The sequence below is a fragment of the Peribacillus deserti genome, assembly GCF_016909175.1.
GTDB classification, from domain to species: Bacteria; Bacillota; Bacilli; order Bacillales; family DSM-1321; genus Paraperibacillus; species Paraperibacillus deserti.
In genome coordinates this window covers 25,142-46,728 of sequence record NZ_JAFBFI010000004.1, presented here as the reverse complement: position 1 = coordinate 46,728, position 21,587 = coordinate 25,142, and the positions used below count along the sequence as shown (strand labels likewise).

At 41.0% G+C, this 21,587-nt stretch carries 21 protein-coding genes; 19 read left to right on the top strand and 2 right to left on the bottom strand.

Annotated features, from left to right (window positions below; all coding sequences use genetic code 11):
• Window positions 1-68 precede the first annotated feature (68 nt).
• On the bottom strand, window positions 69-335 hold the full coding sequence (rpsT, locus tag JOC77_RS05875; RefSeq protein ID WP_204540140.1) for a 30S ribosomal protein S20: 267 nt from the start codon (window positions 333-335) through the stop codon (window positions 69-71).
• Between the two features lie 271 nt (window positions 336-606).
• On the opposite strand from rpsT, the gene gpr reads away from it, so the two are divergent.
• The 13 genes from gpr to deoC all read left to right on the top strand — a co-directional run bounded on the left by gpr (window position 607) and on the right by deoC (window position 16,367).
• The gene (gpr, locus tag JOC77_RS05870) at window positions 607-1,725 is read left to right on the top strand and encodes a GPR endopeptidase (RefSeq protein WP_204540137.1); all 1,119 of its coding nucleotides are present in this window, start codon (window positions 607-609) and stop codon (window positions 1,723-1,725) included.
• Window positions 1,726-1,792: 67 nt separating this feature from the next.
• Complete coding sequence (spoIIP, locus tag JOC77_RS05865; RefSeq protein ID WP_204540134.1) at window positions 1,793-2,986, top strand: stage II sporulation protein P; 1,194 nt, start codon at window positions 1,793-1,795, stop codon at window positions 2,984-2,986.
• A gap of 27 nt (window positions 2,987-3,013) precedes the next feature.
• Window positions 3,014-3,343: a YqxA family protein gene (locus tag JOC77_RS05860; RefSeq protein ID WP_338047186.1), complete on the top strand. Its 330-nt coding sequence runs from the start codon at window positions 3,014-3,016 to the stop codon at window positions 3,341-3,343.
• 407 nt (window positions 3,344-3,750) lie between these two features.
• Entirely contained in the window at window positions 3,751-5,589 is a 1,839-nt protein-coding gene (lepA, locus tag JOC77_RS05855; RefSeq protein ID WP_204540131.1) for a translation elongation factor 4, read from the top strand.
• A 71-nt stretch (window positions 5,590-5,660) separates the two neighbouring features.
• On the top strand, window positions 5,661-6,797 hold the full coding sequence (gene hemW, locus JOC77_RS05850) for a radical SAM family heme chaperone HemW (RefSeq protein ID WP_204540128.1): 1,137 nt from the start codon (window positions 5,661-5,663) through the stop codon (window positions 6,795-6,797).
• Between the two features lie 95 nt (window positions 6,798-6,892).
• The gene (gene hrcA, locus JOC77_RS05845) at window positions 6,893-7,924 is read left to right on the top strand and encodes a heat-inducible transcriptional repressor HrcA (RefSeq protein ID WP_204540125.1); all 1,032 of its coding nucleotides are present in this window, start codon (window positions 6,893-6,895) and stop codon (window positions 7,922-7,924) included.
• A gap of 142 nt (window positions 7,925-8,066) precedes the next feature.
• Window positions 8,067-8,660, top strand: a complete 594-nt coding sequence (grpE, locus tag JOC77_RS05840; protein WP_204540122.1) for a nucleotide exchange factor GrpE — start codon at window positions 8,067-8,069, stop codon at window positions 8,658-8,660.
• 35 nt (window positions 8,661-8,695) lie between these two features.
• Window positions 8,696-10,519 carry a molecular chaperone DnaK gene (dnaK, locus tag JOC77_RS05835; RefSeq protein ID WP_204540119.1) on the top strand — a complete coding sequence of 608 codons (1,824 nt, stop codon included), beginning with the start codon at window positions 8,696-8,698 and terminating at the stop codon, window positions 10,517-10,519.
• A 788-nt stretch (window positions 10,520-11,307) separates the two neighbouring features.
• Window positions 11,308-12,429 carry a molecular chaperone DnaJ gene (gene dnaJ / locus JOC77_RS05830; RefSeq protein ID WP_204540110.1) on the top strand — a complete coding sequence of 374 codons (1,122 nt, stop codon included), beginning with the start codon at window positions 11,308-11,310 and terminating at the stop codon, window positions 12,427-12,429.
• Window positions 12,430-12,453: 24 nt separating this feature from the next.
• Complete coding sequence (prmA, locus tag JOC77_RS05825) at window positions 12,454-13,389, top strand: 50S ribosomal protein L11 methyltransferase (RefSeq protein WP_204540109.1); 936 nt, start codon at window positions 12,454-12,456, stop codon at window positions 13,387-13,389.
• Window positions 13,390-13,498: 109 nt separating this feature from the next.
• Window positions 13,499-14,251 carry a 16S rRNA (uracil(1498)-N(3))-methyltransferase gene (locus tag JOC77_RS05820; protein ID WP_204540107.1) on the top strand — a complete coding sequence of 251 codons (753 nt, stop codon included), beginning with the start codon at window positions 13,499-13,501 and terminating at the stop codon, window positions 14,249-14,251.
• A gap of 5 nt (window positions 14,252-14,256) precedes the next feature.
• On the top strand, window positions 14,257-15,606 hold the full coding sequence (mtaB, locus tag JOC77_RS05815) for a tRNA (N(6)-L-threonylcarbamoyladenosine(37)-C(2))-methylthiotransferase MtaB (RefSeq protein WP_204540105.1): 1,350 nt from the start codon (window positions 14,257-14,259) through the stop codon (window positions 15,604-15,606).
• Between the two features lie 89 nt (window positions 15,607-15,695).
• The gene (deoC, locus tag JOC77_RS05810) at window positions 15,696-16,367 is read left to right on the top strand and encodes a deoxyribose-phosphate aldolase (protein WP_204540090.1); all 672 of its coding nucleotides are present in this window, start codon (window positions 15,696-15,698) and stop codon (window positions 16,365-16,367) included.
• A 35-nt stretch (window positions 16,368-16,402) separates the two neighbouring features.
• On the opposite strand, the gene JOC77_RS05805 is transcribed toward deoC, so the two are convergent.
• Window positions 16,403-17,332 carry a Na/Pi symporter gene (locus JOC77_RS05805; protein ID WP_204540085.1) on the bottom strand — a complete coding sequence of 310 codons (930 nt, stop codon included), beginning with the start codon at window positions 17,330-17,332 and terminating at the stop codon, window positions 16,403-16,405.
• 211 nt (window positions 17,333-17,543) lie between these two features.
• On the opposite strand from JOC77_RS05805, the gene rpsU reads away from it, so the two are divergent.
• From rpsU to yqfC, 6 genes are all read left to right on the top strand, one after another.
• On the top strand, window positions 17,544-17,717 hold the full coding sequence (rpsU, locus tag JOC77_RS05800; RefSeq protein WP_026692851.1) for a 30S ribosomal protein S21: 174 nt from the start codon (window positions 17,544-17,546) through the stop codon (window positions 17,715-17,717).
• A 14-nt stretch (window positions 17,718-17,731) separates the two neighbouring features.
• Complete coding sequence (locus tag JOC77_RS05795) at window positions 17,732-18,187, top strand: GatB/YqeY domain-containing protein (RefSeq protein ID WP_204540080.1); 456 nt, start codon at window positions 17,732-17,734, stop codon at window positions 18,185-18,187.
• A 201-nt stretch (window positions 18,188-18,388) separates the two neighbouring features.
• On the top strand, window positions 18,389-19,699 hold the full coding sequence (locus JOC77_RS05790) for an NfeD family protein (protein WP_338047185.1): 1,311 nt from the start codon (window positions 18,389-18,391) through the stop codon (window positions 19,697-19,699).
• A 13-nt stretch (window positions 19,700-19,712) separates the two neighbouring features.
• Window positions 19,713-20,708, top strand: a complete 996-nt coding sequence (gene floA, locus JOC77_RS05785) for a flotillin-like protein FloA (protein WP_204540075.1) — start codon at window positions 19,713-19,715, stop codon at window positions 20,706-20,708.
• Window positions 20,709-20,741: 33 nt separating this feature from the next.
• On the top strand, window positions 20,742-21,233 hold the full coding sequence (locus JOC77_RS05780; RefSeq protein ID WP_204540058.1) for a hypothetical protein: 492 nt from the start codon (window positions 20,742-20,744) through the stop codon (window positions 21,231-21,233).
• Window positions 21,234-21,296: 63 nt separating this feature from the next.
• Window positions 21,297-21,581, top strand: a complete 285-nt coding sequence (yqfC, locus tag JOC77_RS05775) for a sporulation protein YqfC (RefSeq protein ID WP_204540054.1) — start codon at window positions 21,297-21,299, stop codon at window positions 21,579-21,581.
• Window positions 21,582-21,587: the final 6 nt, after the last annotated feature.

Sequence of the window (21,587 nt, the reverse complement as noted above, 5' to 3'; positions counted from 1 at the left end):
AACCAGGCTAATTGCCTGGTTTCTTTTTTTAGGTCATATAAAAAAACGACCCATAAGGATCGTTTATTTTACGCGTTCAAAGAATTAAGTCTCTTAGTCAGACGAGATTTTTTACGGGCTGCCGCATTTTTATGGATAAGTCCTTTAGATGCAGCTTTGTCTAACTTCTTAACAGCTGTAACAAGTGTTTCTTTAGCAGCGTTTGCGTCGCTACCTGCAAGTGATGCTTCAGCGTTTCTTACAGCAGTACGCGTTGCAGATTTAACAGCGATGTTTTGAGCTTTGCTTGTTTCGCTAGTTTTCACACGTTTAATAGCAGATTTAATGTTTGGCATTCCGTTCACCTCCTACAAAAACCGAGATTTATATGGACTCGATTTATCAAATACATAACAATTCGCAACAAAGGATATTTTATCAAACTTAAATTTATAATGCAATACTCTTTAAGAAGAATACACTAAATTGCTTTTATTTGTTATGGGACAGTCTGTTACTAGTTTATCACGGCTTGAGATCTGTGTCAGTAAAATTTATTAGAATGAGGCGGCAAAATTATGGAAAAAATAGAAATACGTGAAAAAAGTTGCGAAGCTGGAGGAAGCTATGGAAAAAAAATTAGATTTAAGCATGTATTCCGTAAGAACAGATCTGGCTATTGAAGCCAGTGAAATGGCCCTGGCAAATAGAGTAGTCCATGATGAAAAAAACGTCTCCCATATTGAAGGCGTCGTTATTAAGGAAAGAGAGATAGATGGTATTCAAATATCACTTGTGGAGGTCACAGAAGCAGGGGAGTCTGTAATAGGCAAGAAAAAAGGGAGTTATCTAACTTTAGAGGTTCAAGGAATCCGCGAGCAGGATACAGTTCTGCAAAAAAAAGTGAGTACTGTATTTGCACGTGAATTTGGCCAATATCTTAAAAAATTAAACATTGCCCCTGATGCCAGCTGTTTAGTTGTTGGACTTGGAAACTGGAATGTTACACCGGATGCGCTTGGGCCTTCAGTAGTAGAAAACCTCCTCATTACCAGACATCTTTTTGAATTGCAGCCCGGGCAGGTTGAACAAGGATATAGACCTGTGAGTGCTGTCTCACCAGGAGTGATGGGGCTTACTGGCATAGAAACCAGCGACATTATTGACGGTGTTATTAAAAAGACCCAGCCTGATTTTCTTATAGCAATTGATGCATTGGCCGCCCGCTCTGTAGAAAGAGTAAATTCGACGATCCAAATTTCTGATACTGGGATTCATCCAGGATCAGGGGTAGGAAATAAGAGAAAAGAATTAAGTCAGGAAACTCTTGGTATTCCTGTTATTGCCATCGGCGTGCCTACCGTGGTGGATGCGGTATCTATTACAAGCGATACGATTGATTTTATCCTTAAGCATTTTGGAAGGGAAATGAAAGAAGGAGACACCCCCTCGCGCTCCCTGGTCCCGGCCGGTTTTTCTATGGGGGAGAAGAAGAAGCTGACAGATGAAGACCTTCCCGGTGAAGAAGAACGGAAAGCATTCCTCGGTATTATCGGTACTCTAGGAGATGAAGAAAAGCGTAAACTAATCTACGAAGTGCTGGCGCCGATCGGGCACAATCTGATGGTTACACCAAAGGAAGTAGATGTATTTATCGAGGATATGTCTAACCTTATTGCCAATGGTTTAAATGCTGCCCTTCATGAGGCCGTAAATCAAGATAATACAGGTTTTTATACGAGATAAAAAGCTGGTTCTACTTTATCTAGCATTGTCATAAATTTTACTAGACAAGCTTGGAAAGGGTGGAACCATGAAACGAAGCCGATACGCAGGAACAATTGCCGTTATTCAGCTTGGCACTGTGATTAAATCTCTCATTTTTATCCTTGTGCTGTTACTTTTTATTTTTTCTTTAAGCGGTCTCTTGACCTCGATTAAACCGAAATATCGAATTACATCGGATTCGGTTAACTCAGCGGCCATTCAGTTCCCTGGAGAGCTGCTATATGCCCTGCTTAGCAGAGAAAATCATTATTTTGCACAGTCATTGCCTAAAAAAAATGAAGCACCTTCACTTGCCGGGCAGCTATTCAAACTTTCGACAAATATATCGTTTGATGATCCGAGAAGTCTTCTCGGACGAGAATTACCCGGATTTTTTGCTTATGATAATGAAATCCTGCTGGCAGGAGAAGGAACCAATTACACAAATATGCCATATGAATCTGCTCCGCCCGAAACTAACGGGAAAGAGGCTGACGTTCATAATGTTGAGAATATAAAAGAAGAACCAAAAGAAGAGAATCCGCCAAGTCCGCCACTAAGTACTAATGGGAAAAAAGTCGTCCATATTTATAACACGCATTCCAGGGAATCTTATCTCCCTTACCTAAAAGGGGTGAAAAACCCTGATTCTGCTTACAGTTCAAAGATTAATGTGACCAGGCTCTCTGAAAAGCTTCAATCATCCCTCGAAAAAAAGGGAATCGGCACCTCTGTCAGCACTACCGATGTAATGGGCATCTTGGACAAAAAAAATAAAAAGTTTTGGCAGGCATACGATGAATCACGCCCGATCGTTCAGGAAGCGATGGCAAAAAACCGGGATATAAACTACTTAATTGATATACACCGCGATGCAAGCAGGAAAAATCTTACGACAGTCTCCATAAAAGGCAAGTCTTATGCCAAACTGGCCTTTGTCGTTGGAGGGGATAATGCAAACTTTGAGAAAAATTATGCCCTAGCCGAAAAAATCCATAAAGCCCTGGACCAGAAATACCCTAAATTAAGCAGAGGTGTATTTAAAAAGCAGGGAAGCGGCAACAATGGGAAATATAATCAGGATCTCTCAGGGAATGCCTTGTTAATTGAAGCTGGAGGAGTCGATAATACCTTTGAAGAACTCTATGCCTCTTTAGATGCCTTTGCTGACGCCTTTAGCGGAATCTACTGGAATGCAAACGAAGTAAGTTCCCCTGGATCCAAAAAAGAAGCCCAATAACCACTAATAGTACGAGGAGGAGTAGAAGTGGTTAAGTTCACCGGCAAATGTTTCCTATTAATGATGGTATTATTTTTCGGAGTCCTAATCGGAATGCAGCATGCAAATCAATCTATGAAAAAAATGAAGGGCTTCGATGACCCTGCTTTATATAGTGCATTAGCTATAAATGAAACAGAAAAAGGACAAAAAGAAGCCTCCATACTTGGAGAAAAAGTAACAAGCCATGACCTAAAGGAAAAAAAGCAGCAGCTCGAAAACATGAAGGCTTATAACTTTTTTTCCCAGACAGGGAAGAAAGTATCCGATGGAATATCAGGCGGGTTTAATACACTGATGAAAAAAATAGCAGAATAATGGCAGTCCGTTCAATAGACTATTGGGCGGGCTTTTTACTTTATGATTCACCTGGATAAGAAATTAGATATGATCGAACGCTCCGGTTCTAACTGAGTGCCCAGCCTGGAAATATTTTAATATAATTGCGGGATTTTAGTTACTTAGACGCGGGAAGTCTCGTGATAATTGCGGGATATTCAAACTTTATTGCGGCATTTTTAAGGTGATTTGCGGGATTACCTTATGCCTGTCAGGTGTCTGCTTTTCTTCTTAAGATTAATTGTTAAACTAAATGAAACTATCAATGGGCGCTTTTATTAATTACGTTTTGAAAGGCACCGTTCTGCGCTTTTCCTTGTATCTTGTATTTCTGGCTGATATAATCAAAAATAGTGTATTTCTGTCGATTAACAGGAGTGAAAGTGATGAACAGAGAAGAAAAGCTGAAAAGACAATCTAAGATACGTAACTTTTCCATCATTGCTCACATTGACCATGGGAAATCAACACTTGCTGACCGCATTTTAGAAAAAACAAATGCGTTGACTTCACGTGAAATGAAGGATCAGCTGTTGGATTCAATGGATCTAGAGCGTGAGCGTGGAATAACGATTAAATTAAATGCAGTACAGCTTAATTATAAAGCGAAGGATGGAGAGGTTTATACCTTCCATCTGATTGACACCCCGGGACACGTGGATTTCACTTATGAAGTATCACGAAGCCTTGCAGCCTGTGAAGGGGCTATACTGGTTGTCGATGCTGCGCAGGGAATTGAAGCACAAACATTGGCAAACGTATATTTAGCCATTGATAATGATCTGGAAATTGTTCCGGTTATCAATAAAATAGACCTGCCAAGTGCTGATCCCGAGCGTGTGCGTGGCGAGATAGAAGATGTTATTGGGCTAGATGCTTCTGAGGCGGTTCTGGCTTCTGCTAAAGCCGGTATTGGGATTGAGGACATTCTTGAGCAGATTGTAGAAAAGGTTCCTGCTCCGGAAGGCGATCCAGATGCGCCTCTAAAAGCGTTGATTTTTGACTCTTTATATGATCCGTATCGCGGAGTTGTTACGTATATAAGGGTTGTTGAAGGAACGGTTAAAGTCGGTGATAAGGTAAGAATGATGGCCACCGGCAAAGAATTTGAAGTAACTGAAATCGGGGTTTCAACACCTAAGGCTACCCCTCGGGATGAACTAACGGTAGGCGATGTAGGCTATTTGGCAGCGGCTATTAAAAATGTTGGTGATACTCGAGTAGGGGATACGATTACTTATGCAAAAAAAGGAGCTGCGGAGCCTCTGCCTGGTTACCGTAAGCTGAACCCTATGGTATATTGCGGGCTTTATCCAATCGATTCTGCAAGATTTAACGACTTGCGTGATGCCCTTGAAAAACTGGAGCTTAATGACTCCGCTCTTCAATTTGAAGCCGAAACATCCCAGGCATTGGGCTTTGGATTCCGCTGCGGATTCTTAGGACTACTTCATATGGAAATCATTCAAGAACGTATAGAACGGGAATTTAAGATCGATCTGATTACTACTGCTCCAAGCGTTATCTATGATGTGATCATGACTGACGGATCACAGCTTAAGGTGGATAACCCTTCTGCTATGCCTGATCCGCAAAAAATACAGCGGATTGAAGAACCATATGTCAAGGCAACTATGATGGCTCCGAAAGATTATGTAGGTGCTATCATGGAGCTTTGCCAGGTTAAACGCGGCGATTTTATGAACATGGAATATCTGGATCAAAACCGGGTAAGTATTGTTTACGAAATTCCGTTGTCCGAAATCGTGTATGATTTCTTCGATCAGCTTAAATCAAGCACAAAAGGGTATGCTTCCTTTGATTATGAATTAATAGGCTACAAAGAATCCAAGCTGGTTAAAATGGATATCCTTCTTAATGCTGAAACGGTTGATGCACTCAGCTTTATTGTTCACCGCGATTTTGCTTATGAACGCGGTAAGGTTATTGTAGAAAAGCTGAAGAGTTTAATCCCAAGACAGCAATTCGAAGTGCCTATCCAGGCAGCAATCGGCCAGAAGATTGTTGCCCGCTCAACCATCAGCGCTATGCGTAAGAACGTTTTAGCGAAATGTTATGGCGGAGATATATCTCGTAAACGAAAACTTCTTGAAAAACAAAAAGAAGGTAAAAAACGGATGAAGTCAGTAGGTTCTGTAGAAGTTCCTCAAGAGGCTTTCATGGCTGTCCTGAAAATGGATGACAGCGGTAATTCCAAGAAATAATTTTAGCAGAGGTTAGTGGGCATGCCCATCTAGCCTCTTTTTACTATCACATATAAAAGGATGTGCGGTTCATGATATCTTCAGCATATATACACATTCCTTTTTGCGAACATATCTGCCATTATTGCGATTTTAATAAGGTGTTCTTAAAAAACCAGCCGGTTGAGGAATATCTTAGTTTGCTTAAAAAGGAGATGGAATTAACCTTACATCAATACAAAACCGACCAGCTGAAAACAATTTACGTAGGGGGAGGTACACCTACTGCTCTAAATGAAGAACAGTTGGAACAGTTATGTCTGTCTATAAATGAGACACTCCCATATGACCGTGAAAATGTAGAATATTCGTTTGAAGCCAACCCGGGGGATCTTTCCGAGAGAAAGCTTGCAATCTTGAAGGAATACGGGGTGAACAGGCTCAGCTTTGGTGTTCAGAGCTTCAATGATGAACTTCTAAAAAAAATTGGACGGGCTCACAGGGCTGCGGATGTATTTACTACACTAGATAAAGCCAGGGATGCAGGCTTTGAGAATATCAGCATCGATCTGATATATGCTTTGCCGGGCCAGACGCTTGAGGATTTCTGCGATACTCTGAAAACGGCCATGTCACTGGAGCTTCCTCATTTTTCAGGATATTCATTGATTATCGAGCCGAAAACTGTCTTTTATAATCTACTGCAAAAAGGAAGACTTACACTTCCTCCTGAGGAATCAGAAGCCGCCATGTTTGAAATGCTAATGGAACAGATGGAGCTCCACGGATATTCTCAATATGAAATAAGCAATTTTGCTAAACCAGGCTATGAAAGCAGGCATAACCTGACATACTGGAATAATGAGAACTATTATGGCTTTGGTGCAGGTGCTCATAGTTATTTAGCAGATAAAAGAAGAGCGAACCACGGACCTCTAAAAAAATACTTTGCTCCTTTGTTAGAGGGGAATCTGCCCGTCATTGAAGAAAATACAGTGACTGTGAAAGAACAGATGGAAGAAGAAATGTTTTTGGGCTTAAGGAAGACAAAAGGTGTATCTTTAAGCGGGTTTCAAAGCAAATTCCATCGTCCTTTAATGGAAGTCTTCGGGGAAGAAATAAAGCGAGAAATTGAACTAGGGAGATTAGTGCTTGAAGAAGGCTTCCTAAAGCTGTCTAAGCAAGGGAAATTTCTTGGAAATGAAGTGTTTCAAGCATTTCTTAAATGATTAAATCTAAAACGTTGACATCATTTGTATGATTTGATAATTTATTATTTAGAATTAGCACTCAATAACAAAGAGTGCTAACAGGGGTGGTCAAGATGTTAACGGATCGTCAATTATTAATACTGCAAGTAATTATAGATGACTTTATCCGGTCTGCTCAGCCAGTAGGATCCCGCAGCCTGTCCAAAAAGGAAGAAATTACTTTTAGCTCGGCTACTATCCGAAACGAAATGGCTGACCTGGAAGATTTGGGTTTTTTAGAAAAAACACATACTTCTTCAGGGAGAGTGCCGTCCGAAAAAGGATATAGGTACTATGTGGATCACTTGTTGTCACCGCATACTTTAAAAATGCACGATATTGAGCTTGTGAAATCCGTATTTGCCGAGAAGATCTATGAATTAGAAAAAATCGTGCAAAAGTCGGCGAAAATACTTTCAGAGCTTACAAGTTATACAACAATCGTTTTAGGTCCTGGAGTGCTGGAAAATAAGCTTCGCCGGCTGCAGATCGTTCCGTTAAACAAGGAAACGGCAATTGCTATTATAGTGACAGACACCGGCCATGTTGAAAATAAAATGATCACCATCCCGCCGTCAGTGGATGTAAATGAAATTGAAAAGATGGTTAACATCCTAAACGAACAATTAATTGGTGTGCCACTTGTTGAACTGACGGATAAAATATACCGGGAAGTGGCCTTTTTACTAAGCCGGCATATAAAAAGCTATGACGAGGTTATTAAAATATTGGTTCAATCTCTCAAGCTTCCAGGCCATGAGAAAATGTTTTTTGGCGGTAAAACAAATATGCTTCAGCAGCCGGAGTTTCATGATATTGATAAAATCAGAACTCTTTTATCAATGATTGACCATGAAAAAGGTATGTTCGACTTGTTAGAAAAATCTCCAGCTGGAATCCATGTAAAGATAGGGCGGGAGAACCAAATTAGTGCAATGGAGAATTGCAGTCTTATTACAGCCTCCTATTCCATTGGCGAGGAGAAGGTTGGGACGATTGCTATTTTGGGGCCAACAAGGATGCAGTATTCACGGGTTATAAGTCTTCTTGATTTATTTTCACATGATTTGTCATCTGTTTTAACCAGGCTGTATCAGAATAAATAACGGTGGTTATATTGAGTAAGGGCGGCAAAAAGGCCGCTTGATTCATCAAAGAGATAGAATGGGTCTGGCTCCAACTTTAGGAGCTGGCCCCTTTGATTGTATAAAATCACAGATATGTTAATCTTGTAGGGAGGTGAAATCCATGACAGAAGAACAAAAAAATACTAAATTACAAGACAATATTGAAATGGATGCCGAGAATCAATCAGAAGTGATTTTTGACGAGGTATCTGAAGAGGCTCAAATGGGAAATGATGCAGAATCTCAGGACGAGTTAAAAGCTGCACAAGATAAAATACGCGAGCTAGAAGCTAAAATAGAAGAAATGGATAACCGTTACCTTCGTTTGCAAGCGGATTTCGATAATTCAAGAAGACGTGCACGCCTTGATATTGAAGCAGCACACAAGTATAGAGCCCAAAACTTAGTTACCGATTTGCTGCCAGCCCTTGACAATTTAGAAAGAGCTATGGGCATCGAAGCTGATAATGACCAGACGAAAACTCTGATTCAAGGAATGCAGATGATTCATAATGGCCTTTTAGAATCATTGAAAAAAGAGGGCGTCGAAGTTATTGAAGCAGTAGGCAAGGAATTTGATCCCCATATTCACCAGGCAGTGATGCAGGTAGATGATGCGGGATATGAGTCAAACATTGTGGTTGAAGAATTCCAAAAAGGGTATATGCTGAAAGACCGAGTTATTCGCCCTTCTATGGTAAAAGTAAACCAGTAAATTAGACTACATACATTTCAGGGAGGAAGTTAGACATGAGCAAAATTATCGGAATTGACTTAGGAACAACAAACTCATGTGTTTCCGTTTTAGAAGGCGGAGAACCAAAAGTTATACCAAATCCAGAGGGTAATCGTACAACACCTTCAGTAGTAGCTTTCAAAAACGGAGAGCGTCAGGTGGGGGAAGTTGCAAAACGCCAATCCATCACAAATCCAAACACTATTATTTCTATTAAGCGCCATATGGGTACTTCATATAAAGAAGAGATTGAAGGCAAAGAATACTCTCCTCAAGAAGTTTCTGCCATCATCCTTCAATACTTAAAATCTTATGCAGAAGATTATCTTGGTGAAAAAGTTACTAAAGCTGTTATCACAGTTCCAGCTTATTTTAACGATGCTGAAAGACAAGCAACAAAAGACGCTGGACAAATTGCGGGCTTAGATGTTGAACGTATTATTAACGAGCCTACTGCAGCAGCGCTGGCATACGGTTTGGATAAAATGGATGAAGATCAGACCATCCTTGTATTTGACCTTGGCGGCGGAACATTCGACGTTTCCATTCTTGAACTTGGAGATGGAGTATTTGAAGTTAAGGCAACTGCTGGAGACAATAAGCTTGGCGGAGACGATTTCGACCAGGTTATTATTGATTACTTAGTAGAGCAATTCAGAAAAGAAAATGGAATTGATCTTTCCAAAGATAAAATGGCCCTTCAACGTTTAAAGGACGCTGCAGAAAAAGCTAAAAAGGATCTTTCTGGTGTTACTTCTACTCAAATTTCATTGCCATTTATTACAGCTGGTGATGCTGGTCCGCTGCACTTGGAAGTTTCTCTATCACGTGCGAAATTTGATGAAATTTCAGCTAATCTTGTAGAGCGTACAATGGGGCCGACTCGTCAGGCATTAAAAGATGCTGGATTAACTCCTGCTGAAATCGACAAGGTCATCCTTGTTGGTGGATCTACTCGTATACCAGCGGTACAAGAAGCAATCCGCAAAGCAATCGGGAAAGAGCCAAGCAAAGGGGTTAACCCAGATGAAGTTGTAGCTATGGGTGCTGCAATCCAGGGCGGAGTATTAACAGGGGATGTTAAAGATGTAGTTCTTCTTGACGTAACTCCATTGTCACTTGGTATCGAGACTATGGGCGGTGTATTTACTAAGTTAATCGATAGAAATACAACTATTCCCACAAGTAAATCACAAGTGTTCTCTACTGCAGCTGACAGCCAAACTGCTGTAGACATTCACGTGCTTCAAGGTGAACGCCCAATGGCCAATGACAATAAAACACTAGGACGCTTCCAATTGAGCGATATCCCGCCAGCACCACGCGGAGTTCCTCAGATTGAAGTATCATTTGATATTGATAAGAATGGTATCGTTAGTGTTCGAGCTAAAGACCTTGGCACGAATAAAGAACAAACCATCACAATCAAATCTTCTTCAGGTCTAACAGACGAAGAAATACAACGTATGGTACGTGAAGCTGAAGAAAATGCTGACGCGGACAAACAGCGCAAAGACGAAGTTGAATTGCGCAACGAAGCGGACCAGTTAGTTTTCCAAACTGAAAAAACAGTTAAAGATTTAGAAGGCAAAGTGGACGAAGCTGAGGTAGCTAAAGCAACAGAAGCTAAAGAAGCCCTTAAAGCTGCGATCGAAAAGAACGACTTAAACGAAATCCGTGAGAAAAAGGATGCCTTACAGGAAATCGTTCAAAATCTAACTGTTAAATTATATGAAGAAGCTGCAAAAGCTCAACAAGCCCAAGGAGAAGGCGAGCAGAAAGACGATGACAATATCGTTGATGCAGAGTTTACTGAAGTAAAAGACGATAAAGAATAATAACTAACTTCGTAAAAAAGTCAAAGTCAGGTTATCTTGGCTTTGGCTTTTTTTGCAGTTCGGACCAGAAGGAAATGCACGTCTGGATTGGGAATATATGATGATGACATTGTGATAGTCTCGTTTATGTATTGGGGTTTTGCCTAAGGAAGCATGGCTTGTATGTCTTACTAGTGCGGCTATAAAGTATAAAGGGTGCGACAAAATTTTAGTCAATGAGCTAGAGAATGAGGGATAGAATTCAGTGAATCAGAAAGAGAAAAGTTCTTCATTCGCTGATAAAGGACTAAAGTTAGTAAATGAACTAAAATAATGTCCTTCATACGGTTGATGAAGGACCAAATGACACATACAAGATCGCTTTCTCCGGGGGCGCTTCCGTTTTTCATGTTGTCTAGTCTAAACCTGATACCCTCGAGACTCAAGCCAATCAGTCCATGGAAAGAAGAGTGCTTTCCACAGCCTGCTCGTCTTGTGCTTGACTAGCGCATAAGGGCAACTAGGCCTCTGTCGTCGCTAACGCTAGCCAGTCGGCAAGTTTACTTTATCGGGTATCTGCCTGGAAGACCGCCAGGCACCGGTTTCGACTTTTCGTTATGTCTAACTGCAGCGCCTAGACCCTCGAGGTCACAAGCCAATCAGTCCATAGGAAGAAAACCGCTTCCTACGGCCTGCTTGTCTTGTGCTAGTCGGGTCAGAGCAAGGCGCTTCCGTTTTTCGTTATTGCGTATATATCTGTCTGAGTGATAAAATGATCTTTATGTGAAAGAATCTGGAGTGAATGTAAAATGAGTAAACGTGATTATTATGAAGTACTCGGGGTTGGCAAAGGTGCCTCGAAGGACGAAATAAAAAAAGCGTATCGGAAGCTTTCCAAACAGTATCATCCTGATATTAACAAGGAAGCGGATGCCGCTGATAAATTTAAAGAAATTAAAGAAGCTTATGAAGTTTTGAGCGACGACCAGAAGAAAGCCCATTATGATCAATTTGGGCATACTGATCCGAATAGCGGCGGATTCGGCGGAGGCGATTTTGCAGGTTTCGGTGGTTTTGACGATATTTTCAGCACCTTCTTTGGCGGAGGAGGCCGCAGGAGAGATCCTAATGCGCCGCGCCAGGGTTCTGATCTTCAATATACAATGACTCTCAAATTTGAAGAGGCTGTATTTGGCAAGGAAACGGATATAGAAATTCCTCGTGATGAAGAATGTGAAACGTGCTTTGGAACAGGTGCTAAGCCGGGAACAAAACCAGAGACCTGTTCACATTGTCAAGGATCTGGCCAGCTTAACGTAGAACAAAACACACCTTTCGGTAAAATTGTCAACCGAAGAGTGTGTAATCATTGTCATGGAACAGGAAAATTCATTCCTCATAAATGTTCTACCTGCGGCGGTACTGGAACCGTTACAAAGCGGAAAAAAATTCATGTGAACATTCCAGCCGGAATTGATGACGGCCAGCAGCTTCGTGTTTCTGGTCAGGGTGAACCTGGGATAAACGGAGGTCCTCCTGGAGATTTATATATCGTATTCCGAGTACGATCTCATGAATTTTTTAATCGTAATGGAGACGACATTCAATGTGAAATGCCAATTACAGTTGTGCAGGCTGCATTAGGTGATGAAATACTGGTCCCTACCATACACGGGAAGGTCAATCTGAAGATTCCTGCAGGAACTCAGAATGGCAAGACATTCCGTCTTAAAGGAAAAGGTGTACCAAATGTCAGGGGTTATGGACAGGGAGATCAGCATATTACGATTAGAGTGGTTACGCCAACTAAACTGACCGATAAACAGAAACAGCTGTTGAGGGAATTTGCTGAATTAAGCGGCCAAAATTCACCTGATGAACAGGAAGAAAGCTTTTTTGCTAAGGTAAAACGTGCTATAAAGGGAGATTAATTTTATTTAGGAGCTGGTAGTAAAATGAAGTGGTCTGAAATCGCAATTCATACAACAAACGAAGCAGTGGAACCTGTGTCTAATATATTGCATGAGGCAGGTGCAAGCGGTGTAGTTATAGAAGATCCTGCCGAATTATATAAAGAGCGCGAAGACAGATTCGGTGAAATCTACCAGCTCAATAAAGATGATTACCCAGAAGAAGGAGTCATAGTAAAGGCTTACTTACCGGTTAATAGCTTTCTAGGCGAAACAGTTGATGAAATAAAAGAGGCAATTAATAGTTTAATGCTCTACGACATTGACTTAGGAAGAAATCACATTTCAATTAGTGAGGTCAATGAGGAAGAATGGGCAACAGCCTGGAAAAAATATTATAATCCCGTTAAGATATCTGAAAGATTCACGATTGTTCCAACTTGGGAGGATTATACACCAGTCCACACCGATGAATTAATTATAGAACTTGACCCGGGAATGGCCTTTGGAACGGGCACACATCCGACTACCGTTATGTGTATTCAGGCTCTGGAACGTACCGTTAAGAGCGGTGACCTGGTTGTGGATGTAGGCACAGGGTCAGGGGTTCTCAGTATTGCGGCGGCTATGCTTGGAGCAAAATCGGTTCAAGCACTGGACTTGGATGAAGTAGCTGTCCAGTCTGCCAAATTAAATGTGAAGCTGAACAAAGTACAGGAAGTTGTATCGGTCAGCCAGAACAATTTACTAGACGGAGTTTTGGAGCAGGCGGATGTTGTTGTGGCCAATATTCTTGCAGAAGTGATTATCCGTTTTGCAAAAGATGTGAGTAAAGTGGTTAAGCCAGATGGTTACTTTATTGCTTCCGGGATTATAAAACAGAAGAAGGAAGAAGTAAAAGAAGAATTAATTTCATGCGGTTTTGAAATTAAAGAAACCATTCTCATGGAAGACTGGGTTGCAATTATTGCTAAAAAGTAATAAAGAACAGGTGGAGCGGAATTTATTCCCTCCTTTCTTTATTTAGTAGAGTCCAGTATAGTATAGTGATTATACGCTACCTTACATGCGAAAAGAGGGTTTACAAATCATGCAGCGCTATTTTATTTCTAATGAAAGCATCGAAGCTTCTTCCATTACCATAACTGGCAGCGATTTTCACCATCTGGCTAATGTTCTTAGAGCAAAGCCAGGCGAAAAAATCTTGTGTGTGGCCGAACAAGAAAAGACGGCTTTAGTGGAAATAACAGAAATTACTAATGAAGCGGTTCACGGAAACGTAATAGAATGGATAGATGAAAGTAAGGAAATGCCTATAAAAATTACGATAGCCAGCGGTCTGCCAAAAGGGGATAAGTTAGACTATATTATTCAAAAAGGCACAGAACTTGGTGCAGCGGAATTTATCCCTTTTATTGCAGCTCGCTCCATTGTAAAATGGGATGAGAAAAAAGCAGCTAAGAAAATAGAGAGGCTGCAGAAAATAGCTAAAGAAGCTGCAGAACAGTCTCATCGGGGGTTAATCCCTTCTGTAGCCACTCCTGTCAGAATCCATGAATTAATTAAGCTGTCAGACCGATTTAACTATAAGCTCATTGCTTATGAGGAAGATGCAAAGACTGGGGAATCAAGCCTTCTTGCCAGCGTCCTCAAAGAACTTAAATACGGAGAATCGGTGTTATTTGTATTTGGACCTGAAGGCGGACTTTCTTCAGACGAAATAGTAAAACTTAAGGAAAACGGGTTTGCCTCCTGCGGGCTGGGACCGAGGATTTTAAGAACCGAAACCGCACCGCTGTATGCTCTATCTGCAATTTCCTATCATACTGAATTATTGAGGTGAGTGATTTGGCAACAGTAGCTTTTCATACTTTAGGATGCAAAGTGAACCATTATGAAACAGAAGCAATTTGGCAGTTGTTTAAAACAGAAGGTTACGACCGTGTAGACTATGAATCTACAGCTGATGTTTATGTGATAAATACATGTACAGTAACAAACACGGGAGATAAAAAAAGCCGTCAGGTAATTCGCCGTGCGATCCGCAAAAATCCTGATGCAGTCATATGTGTTACAGGCTGTTATGCCCAAACATCCCCGGCTGAAATCATGGCGATTCCAGGGGTTGATGTGGTAGTTGGAACCCAGGACCGGGTCAAAATGCTTCAATATATTGAACAATTTAAAGAAGAGCGCCAGCCTATTAACGGTGTGGGAAATATTATGAAATCAAGAGTCTATGAAGAGCTTGATGTTCCAGCCTTTACTGATCGTACTCGTGCTTCTTTAAAGATTCAAGAAGGCTGCAATAACTTCTGTACTTTTTGTATTATTCCATGGGCCCGCGGCTTAATGCGCTCCAGAGATCCTAAGGAAGTTTTTAAGCAGGCACAGCAATTAGTAGATGCCGGCTATAAAGAGATTGTTTTAACAGGCATCCATACTGGAGGCTATGGTGAGGATATGAAGGACTACAATCTCGCTATGCTGCTGCGCGATCTTGAAAATGTCAGAGGTTTAAAACGAATCCGGATCTCATCGATAGAAGCCAGCCAAATAACGGATGAAGTCATTGAAGTGCTTCGCAGTTCTAAAAAAGTGGTACGTCATCTGCATGTGCCTCTTCAATCGGGGTCCAATTCAGTTCTGAAACGAATGCGCCGTAAATATACGATGGAAGCATTTGCAGAACGCTTAGAAAAGCTTAGAGATGCTCTTCCGGGATTAGCGCTTACTTCCGATGTTATTGTAGGTTTCCCGGGGGAAACGGAAGAAGAATTTATGGAAACCTATCATTTTATTAAAGAGCATAAGTTCTCAGAATTGCATGTTTTTCCATACTCTAAACGTACAGGCACACCAGCTGCAAGAATGGAAGATCAAGTGGATGAGGAAATGAAAAATGAACGTGTTCATAGACTTATTACTCTATCTGACCAGCTTGCGAAAGAATATGCTTCATTGTTTGAAAATGAGGTTCTTGAAGTTATCCCAGAGGAAAAGTTTAAAGAAGATGAAGACAGCGGCTTATATGTAGGATATACCGACAATTACTTAAAAGTGGTTATCCCTGCTACCGAAGAGATGATCGGCGAAATTGTAAGAGTAAAAATTACAAAAGCAGGTTATCCTTATAACGAAGGTCAATTTTTGCGGATTATAGAAGATATAGATGAACTTGAATCTGTGATTGTCTAATGATAACTGGGGCTCCAGCCCCGGTTTTTCATGTTGTGTTTTTACCTGGTATAATGTAAGAACAATACATAGTTAAAAGGAGAATTTAAATGAGCGTAAACATTGCTAAAATGATTGATCATACTGTACTTAAAGCAGAGACAACTGAAAAGGAAATAAGAACTCTTTGTGAAGAAGCTAAAGAATATAGCTTCGCTTCAGTATGTGTGAATCCGGCGTGGGTTAAGCTGTGTTCAGAACTTTTAGAAGGCACAGAGGTTAAAGTGTGTACGGTTATCGGTTTTCCTCTAGGAGCAAATACCCCAGAAACCAAAGCATTTGAAACGGCTGATGCTATAAAAAATGGAGCGCAGGAAGTTGATATGGTAATTAATATCGCAGCTCTTAAAGATAAAAATGATGCTCTGCTGCTGCGTGACATTAAAGCAGTGACAGAAGCAGCTAAAGGCAAGGCGCTGACAAAAGTAATCATTGAAACCAGCCTTCTGACAGACGAGGAAAAAGTCCGGGCTTGCGAAATAGCTGTTCAGGCAGGAGCTGATTTTGTCAAGACATCTACAGGTTTTTCTACAGGCGGGGCTACGTTTGAAGACATTGAATTAATGAGAAAAACGGTTGGTCCTGATATAGGTGTTAAAGCATCCGGCGGTGTTAGAAATACAGAAGGTGCGAGTAGAATGATCGAGGCGGGAGCAACCAGGATTGGAGCAAGCGCAGGTGTATCCATAGTAAAGGGCTTAACGGCTGATACTGATTATTGAAGAAAAGGCTTATCCTTACTTAAAAGGATAAGCCTTTATTTTGATTTCCTGTTATGTATGAACATGATGAACTTGGTGAATTTCTCTGTAAAAGGCAGGGCGATCAGAGATGATAGGATATTAAATATAACACTGGCATGAGCCAGCTGGACATCTTTCTGGACTGTGAACAAAGCTGCTAATTTTTCAAGGGAGCTTATGAAGGGGAAGAAAATCGCGACACCGATAAGGTTAAGCCAAATATGTGCATAAGATGTAAAACGAGCTTCTTTGCCAGCCCCTAAGCTTGCCATATACGCAGTTACACAGGTTCCGATATTGGATCCCAGCATAATGGCAATGCCTGCAGGCACAGACATCTCTCCTGCAGCTAAAAAACCCATGGCAATACCAGTCATGGCTGAACTAGAGTGTATAATTGCCGTAACGGCCATGCCGGTAAAAAGGGCGATGAACAGGTTGCTTTCCATGCTTGTTAATAAATGCTGAACAGAGTCAAAGGAAGATATAGGTTCTGCAAGTTTTTTAAATCCATTAATAGCAGCAATAACGCAGCTTAAGCCAATAAGTGAGGTTCCGGCACTTTTGGCCAGTATATGAGGAACCAGCCATAATATAGCCCCAAACACGGCGCCGGGGACAGTCCATCTTTCTAAAGGAATAGTCATAAATTCTGTTGTAAATGTAGAACCAATATTTGTTCCCAGGATAATACCGATTGTTTGAGTGAAATTTAAGCTCCCTGTCGAAACAAGGCCGATAGTCATCACCATTACAGCCGAACTGCTCTGAAGGATGCCAGTAATGATTATCCCCACGAAAAAGCCTCTAACTGGTGTGTGTGTGACTCTTTTTAAGAACCGCTTTAATTTATCACCAGACACATTAAACAATCCAATACGCAGTATTGCCATGCCAGCCAGGAATATGGCCAGATATATGATGAAATATAGTAATTCTCTCATTATGATCCCCCTCGCCACATCATATGGAGAAGCTGGGGAGGACATGCCTATAAAAATGCTTAGAAAAATAAAATGAATAAAAACTAGTTATGTGAGAGTATAATTCTTCTTTACTAGTTGACCTTGTAATCCTCTTATATTATAATTGCTAAGTACATGATGTATATATGCATTATGAGTTAGTGTGTTGTGTTCGGAGGGAGGGAAAGAGATGTCTAAAACCGTCGTTCGTAAAAACGAATCGCTTGAAGATGCTCTTCGTCGCTTTAAACGTACTGTATCTAAGACAGGTACACTGCAAGAAGCTAGAAAGCGCGAATTCTATGAAAAGCCTAGCGTAAAGCGCAAGAAAAAGTCAGAAGCAGCTAGAAAACGTAAATGGTAAGAGAGGGTGGAAATATGAGTCTTCTCGAGCGTTTAAATAATGATATGAAACAAGCGATGAAGAACAAAGACAAAGACAAACTCTCTGTTATTCGAATGCTGAAAGCTTCTCTTCAAAATGAAGCCATTAAGCATAAGAAGCAAGATTTAACAGATGAGGAAGAATTGACAGTACTTTCTCGCGAACTTAAACAACGCAAAGACTCCCTTCAAGAATTTGAAAATGCAGGTCGCCAGGACCTTGCTGACAAAGTTCTTACCGAAATTAATTACGTTGAGGTATATATGCCAGAGCAGCTTTCTGAAGAAGAGTTATCTGAAATTGTTAAACAATCAATTACAGAAGTTAACGCTGTTTCAAAAGCTGATATGGGAAAAGTAATGGGAGCTGTCCTGCCGAAAGTTAAAGGCAAAGCTGATGGTTCTTTGGTTAACAAGCTAGTACAGCAGCATTTATCTCAAACTAACTAACTAACTATAAACCGCGAGCAGTTATTTGCTTGCGGTTTTTTACTGTGTAAAATTATTATTGGTGCAGACCTGAGTTATAATAAAACGATTATACATATTCTTGTACTAAGCAGTGCAGCACGGATCTGTTTATTTCTGGCAAAGTGAAACTCTTTTGGAACTCATACGTATTGTAATTATTGGGAAAAGGGGGGTGTTCAGGTGAGAAAATGGCTGCTTACAGTATGGTCTTTACTGCTGCTCCTGTTGTGTATATTACCAAATAAGCCTATGGCAGCTGATAAGACAGTGTTTGTCATTCCTGTTAACGAAACCGTTGAGAATGGATTATATGCTTTTTTGGAGCGTGGAATTGATACCGCCTTGAAAAAGGGTGCAAGCGCCATCATATTTGAAATAAACACTCCGGGGGGAGTTGTCGCAGCAGCTGAAAAGATCGCTAAACTAATGGATGAAACACCAGTAAAGAAAATAGCATTTATAAATAATAAAGCTTTGTCTGCGGGTGCGTATATATCGCTTCATGCTGACGAAATATACATGGTGCCAAGCGGGACCATTGGATCAGCTGCAATTATAGACTCTGCTGGGAATGCTGCATCAAAGAAAGCACAGTCTTATTGGCTCGCTGCCATGAAAACAGCGGCAGAAAACAATGGGCGCGATCCAAAGTTTGCATTAGCTATGGCCAGTGAAAAAAATGAATTAGATGCGTATGGAGCTGGAAATGGAAAATTGCTTACGCTGAATGCAGCGCAGGCCAGGACAGCCGGCTACAGTGAAGGAACTGTCAAAGATCAAGAGGAATTATTAAGTGCGTTGAATCTTGCTGGGGCCAAAGTTACGTCTATAAATGAAACCTTTGCCGAAAAAGCGGCCAGATTTCTGACACATCCTGCGATTATTCCGATTCTTCTTACGATAGGCTGTCTCGGAATTGTTATTGAACTGTTTACACCTGGAATCGGACTTCCAGGGCTGATTGGTTTTTTTAGTTTTTTGTTATTTTTTTTCGGCCACATGGTTGCAGGATTAACAGGCTATGAATCCATCTTTCTTTTCGGTATCGGAATAATCTTGCTTATTTTAGAGCTGTTCCTGCCGGGGGCTATTGCCGGGGTGCTTGGCTTTGCCTGTATTGCAGGAAGTTTATATTTAGCTACGGGAAATCTTATATTAACATCAGTATCCCTGCTTATAGCTCTTACGGTTTCTATTGGCACGGCCATTTTAATGATAAAGGTGTATGGCAAAAAAATGAGGATGTTAAATAAAATTATTTTAAATGACTCGACCGCAACCGATAAAGGCTATGTTTCCAATAAGAATCGAATTGATCTAATTGGGAGAGAAGGGCTTGCTTTGACTGCTTTGAGGCCCTCAGGTATTGCTTTAATTGATAATGAGCGTGTTGATGTTGTATCTGAAGGCAATTTTATTGCCAGCGGGGTAAAAATTAAAGTTATGAAAGCAGAGGGTGCACGAATAGTTGTCAGGGAAGCTGTAGAATAAAGGAGGAGAATTCATGTTATCGACAAGCTCGATCATATTATTAATCGCGGTTGTAGCCGGTATTATTGTTTTCGCAGTTTTGCTAACGTTTGTCCCGGTCATGCTCTGGATCTCAGCACTCGCTGCTGGTGTAAGGGTAAGTATATTTACATTGATTGGAATGAGGCTTAGACGTGTTATTCCCAGCAGGGTAATTAATCCTTTAATTAAGGCACATAAAGCAGGCATTGATGTGACAACCAATCAGCTCGAAAGCCATTATCTTGCAGGTGGTAACGTGGATAGAGTTGTAAATGCATTGATTGCAGCCCACAGGGCGAATATAGAACTTTCCTTTGAACGCAGTGCAGCCATTGATCTCGCGGGCAGAAATGTGCTGGAAGCCGTGCAGATGAGTGTAAATCCTAAAGTTATTGAAACTCCATTTATTGCCGGGGTGGCCATGAATGGGATTGAAGTAAAAGCTAAGGCAAGAATTACGGTGAGGGCTAACATCGACCGACTTGTAGGAGGAGCTGGGGAAGAAACAGTCATTGCCCGTGTAGGGGAAGGAATTGTTTCAACAATAGGTTCGTCTGACAGTCATAAAAAAGTATTGGAAAACCCTGATATGATTTCGCAGACTGTTTTATCAAAGGGATTGGATTCCGGGACTGCTTTCGAAATTCTGTCTATTGATATAGCGGATGTGGACATCGGAAGCAATATAGGTGCAAATCTTCAAACTGAACAGGCTGAGGCTGATAAGAAAATTGCTCAGGCTAAAGCTGAAGAACGCCGGGCAATGGCAGTCGCTTACGAGCAGGAAATGAAAGCTCGTGTCGAAGAAATGAGGGCAAAAGTAGTGGAATCCGAAGCAGAAGTTCCGCTGGCTATGGCAGAAGCCTTAAAATCGGGAAATTTAGGGGTAATGGACTATGTTAATCTCCAGAATATTACGGCTGATACCGAAATGAGAGACTCTATTGGCAGAATGTCCAAAGATCCTAAAGATGGCGACCGAGATTAACGCTCACATGCCTAATTGAAAGGTGGGAGTTCTGTGGAGACATTGTTTGACTTATTATTTGGGAATGCTTTTTTTATCATCCTAATTATAGGAATCGTTTCCTCCCTTTTTAAAAGGTTTAAAACAGATGCAAGACCAGGTAATCTCAAGAAGGATTACAAAGGTACAGACCCTTTTGGCGGAACCTCAGCCCGTGCCGCTTCATCGATGTCTAGGCAGGATATTTTACAAACAGATGTGCTGGATGTTATTCCGGCCAAGACTGGGGTATACCATGATCTAGGACTTGAGCAAGCAATTAACAGCGAGAAAAGAGAAATTGAGCTTGAAAGGAGATTTACGGCTGCTCGATCCGCTGTGGTGAACAGTAAAAAAACTTCCATACATCAGGAAAAACCCAAAAGACTCGAATTCGGGCAGGATCAGATTGTGCATGGAATATTGATGGCTGAAATTCTCGGAAAGCCAAAAGGACATACCTCTCGTTACCGCCGGGCTAAATCTGCAGCTGTATTGAAAAAATAGAAATTTCGGTGCTAGAACCCCCTTTTACCTCATACATTTGAGATAAAAGGGGGTTCTTTTTTTATGGCTCAAAAGTGGGGACAAAAATTACGGCAGCTTATGATGAATTCAATGGACCTTCCACAGGATGTAATAATGGACCTGCCCCGTATTACAATGATTGGCCAATTACATATATATATTGAAAATCATAGAGGATTACTGACCTTCACAGATACTGAATTGAGATTGATGTTAAAAAACGGCCAGCTGTTAATTAAGGGAAGCTCTTTTTCTATAAAAGCTATCCTCCCTGAAGAGATCCTTCTGGAAGGGAAAATAGAACATGTCTTTTTTATTAATGAATAATACGGG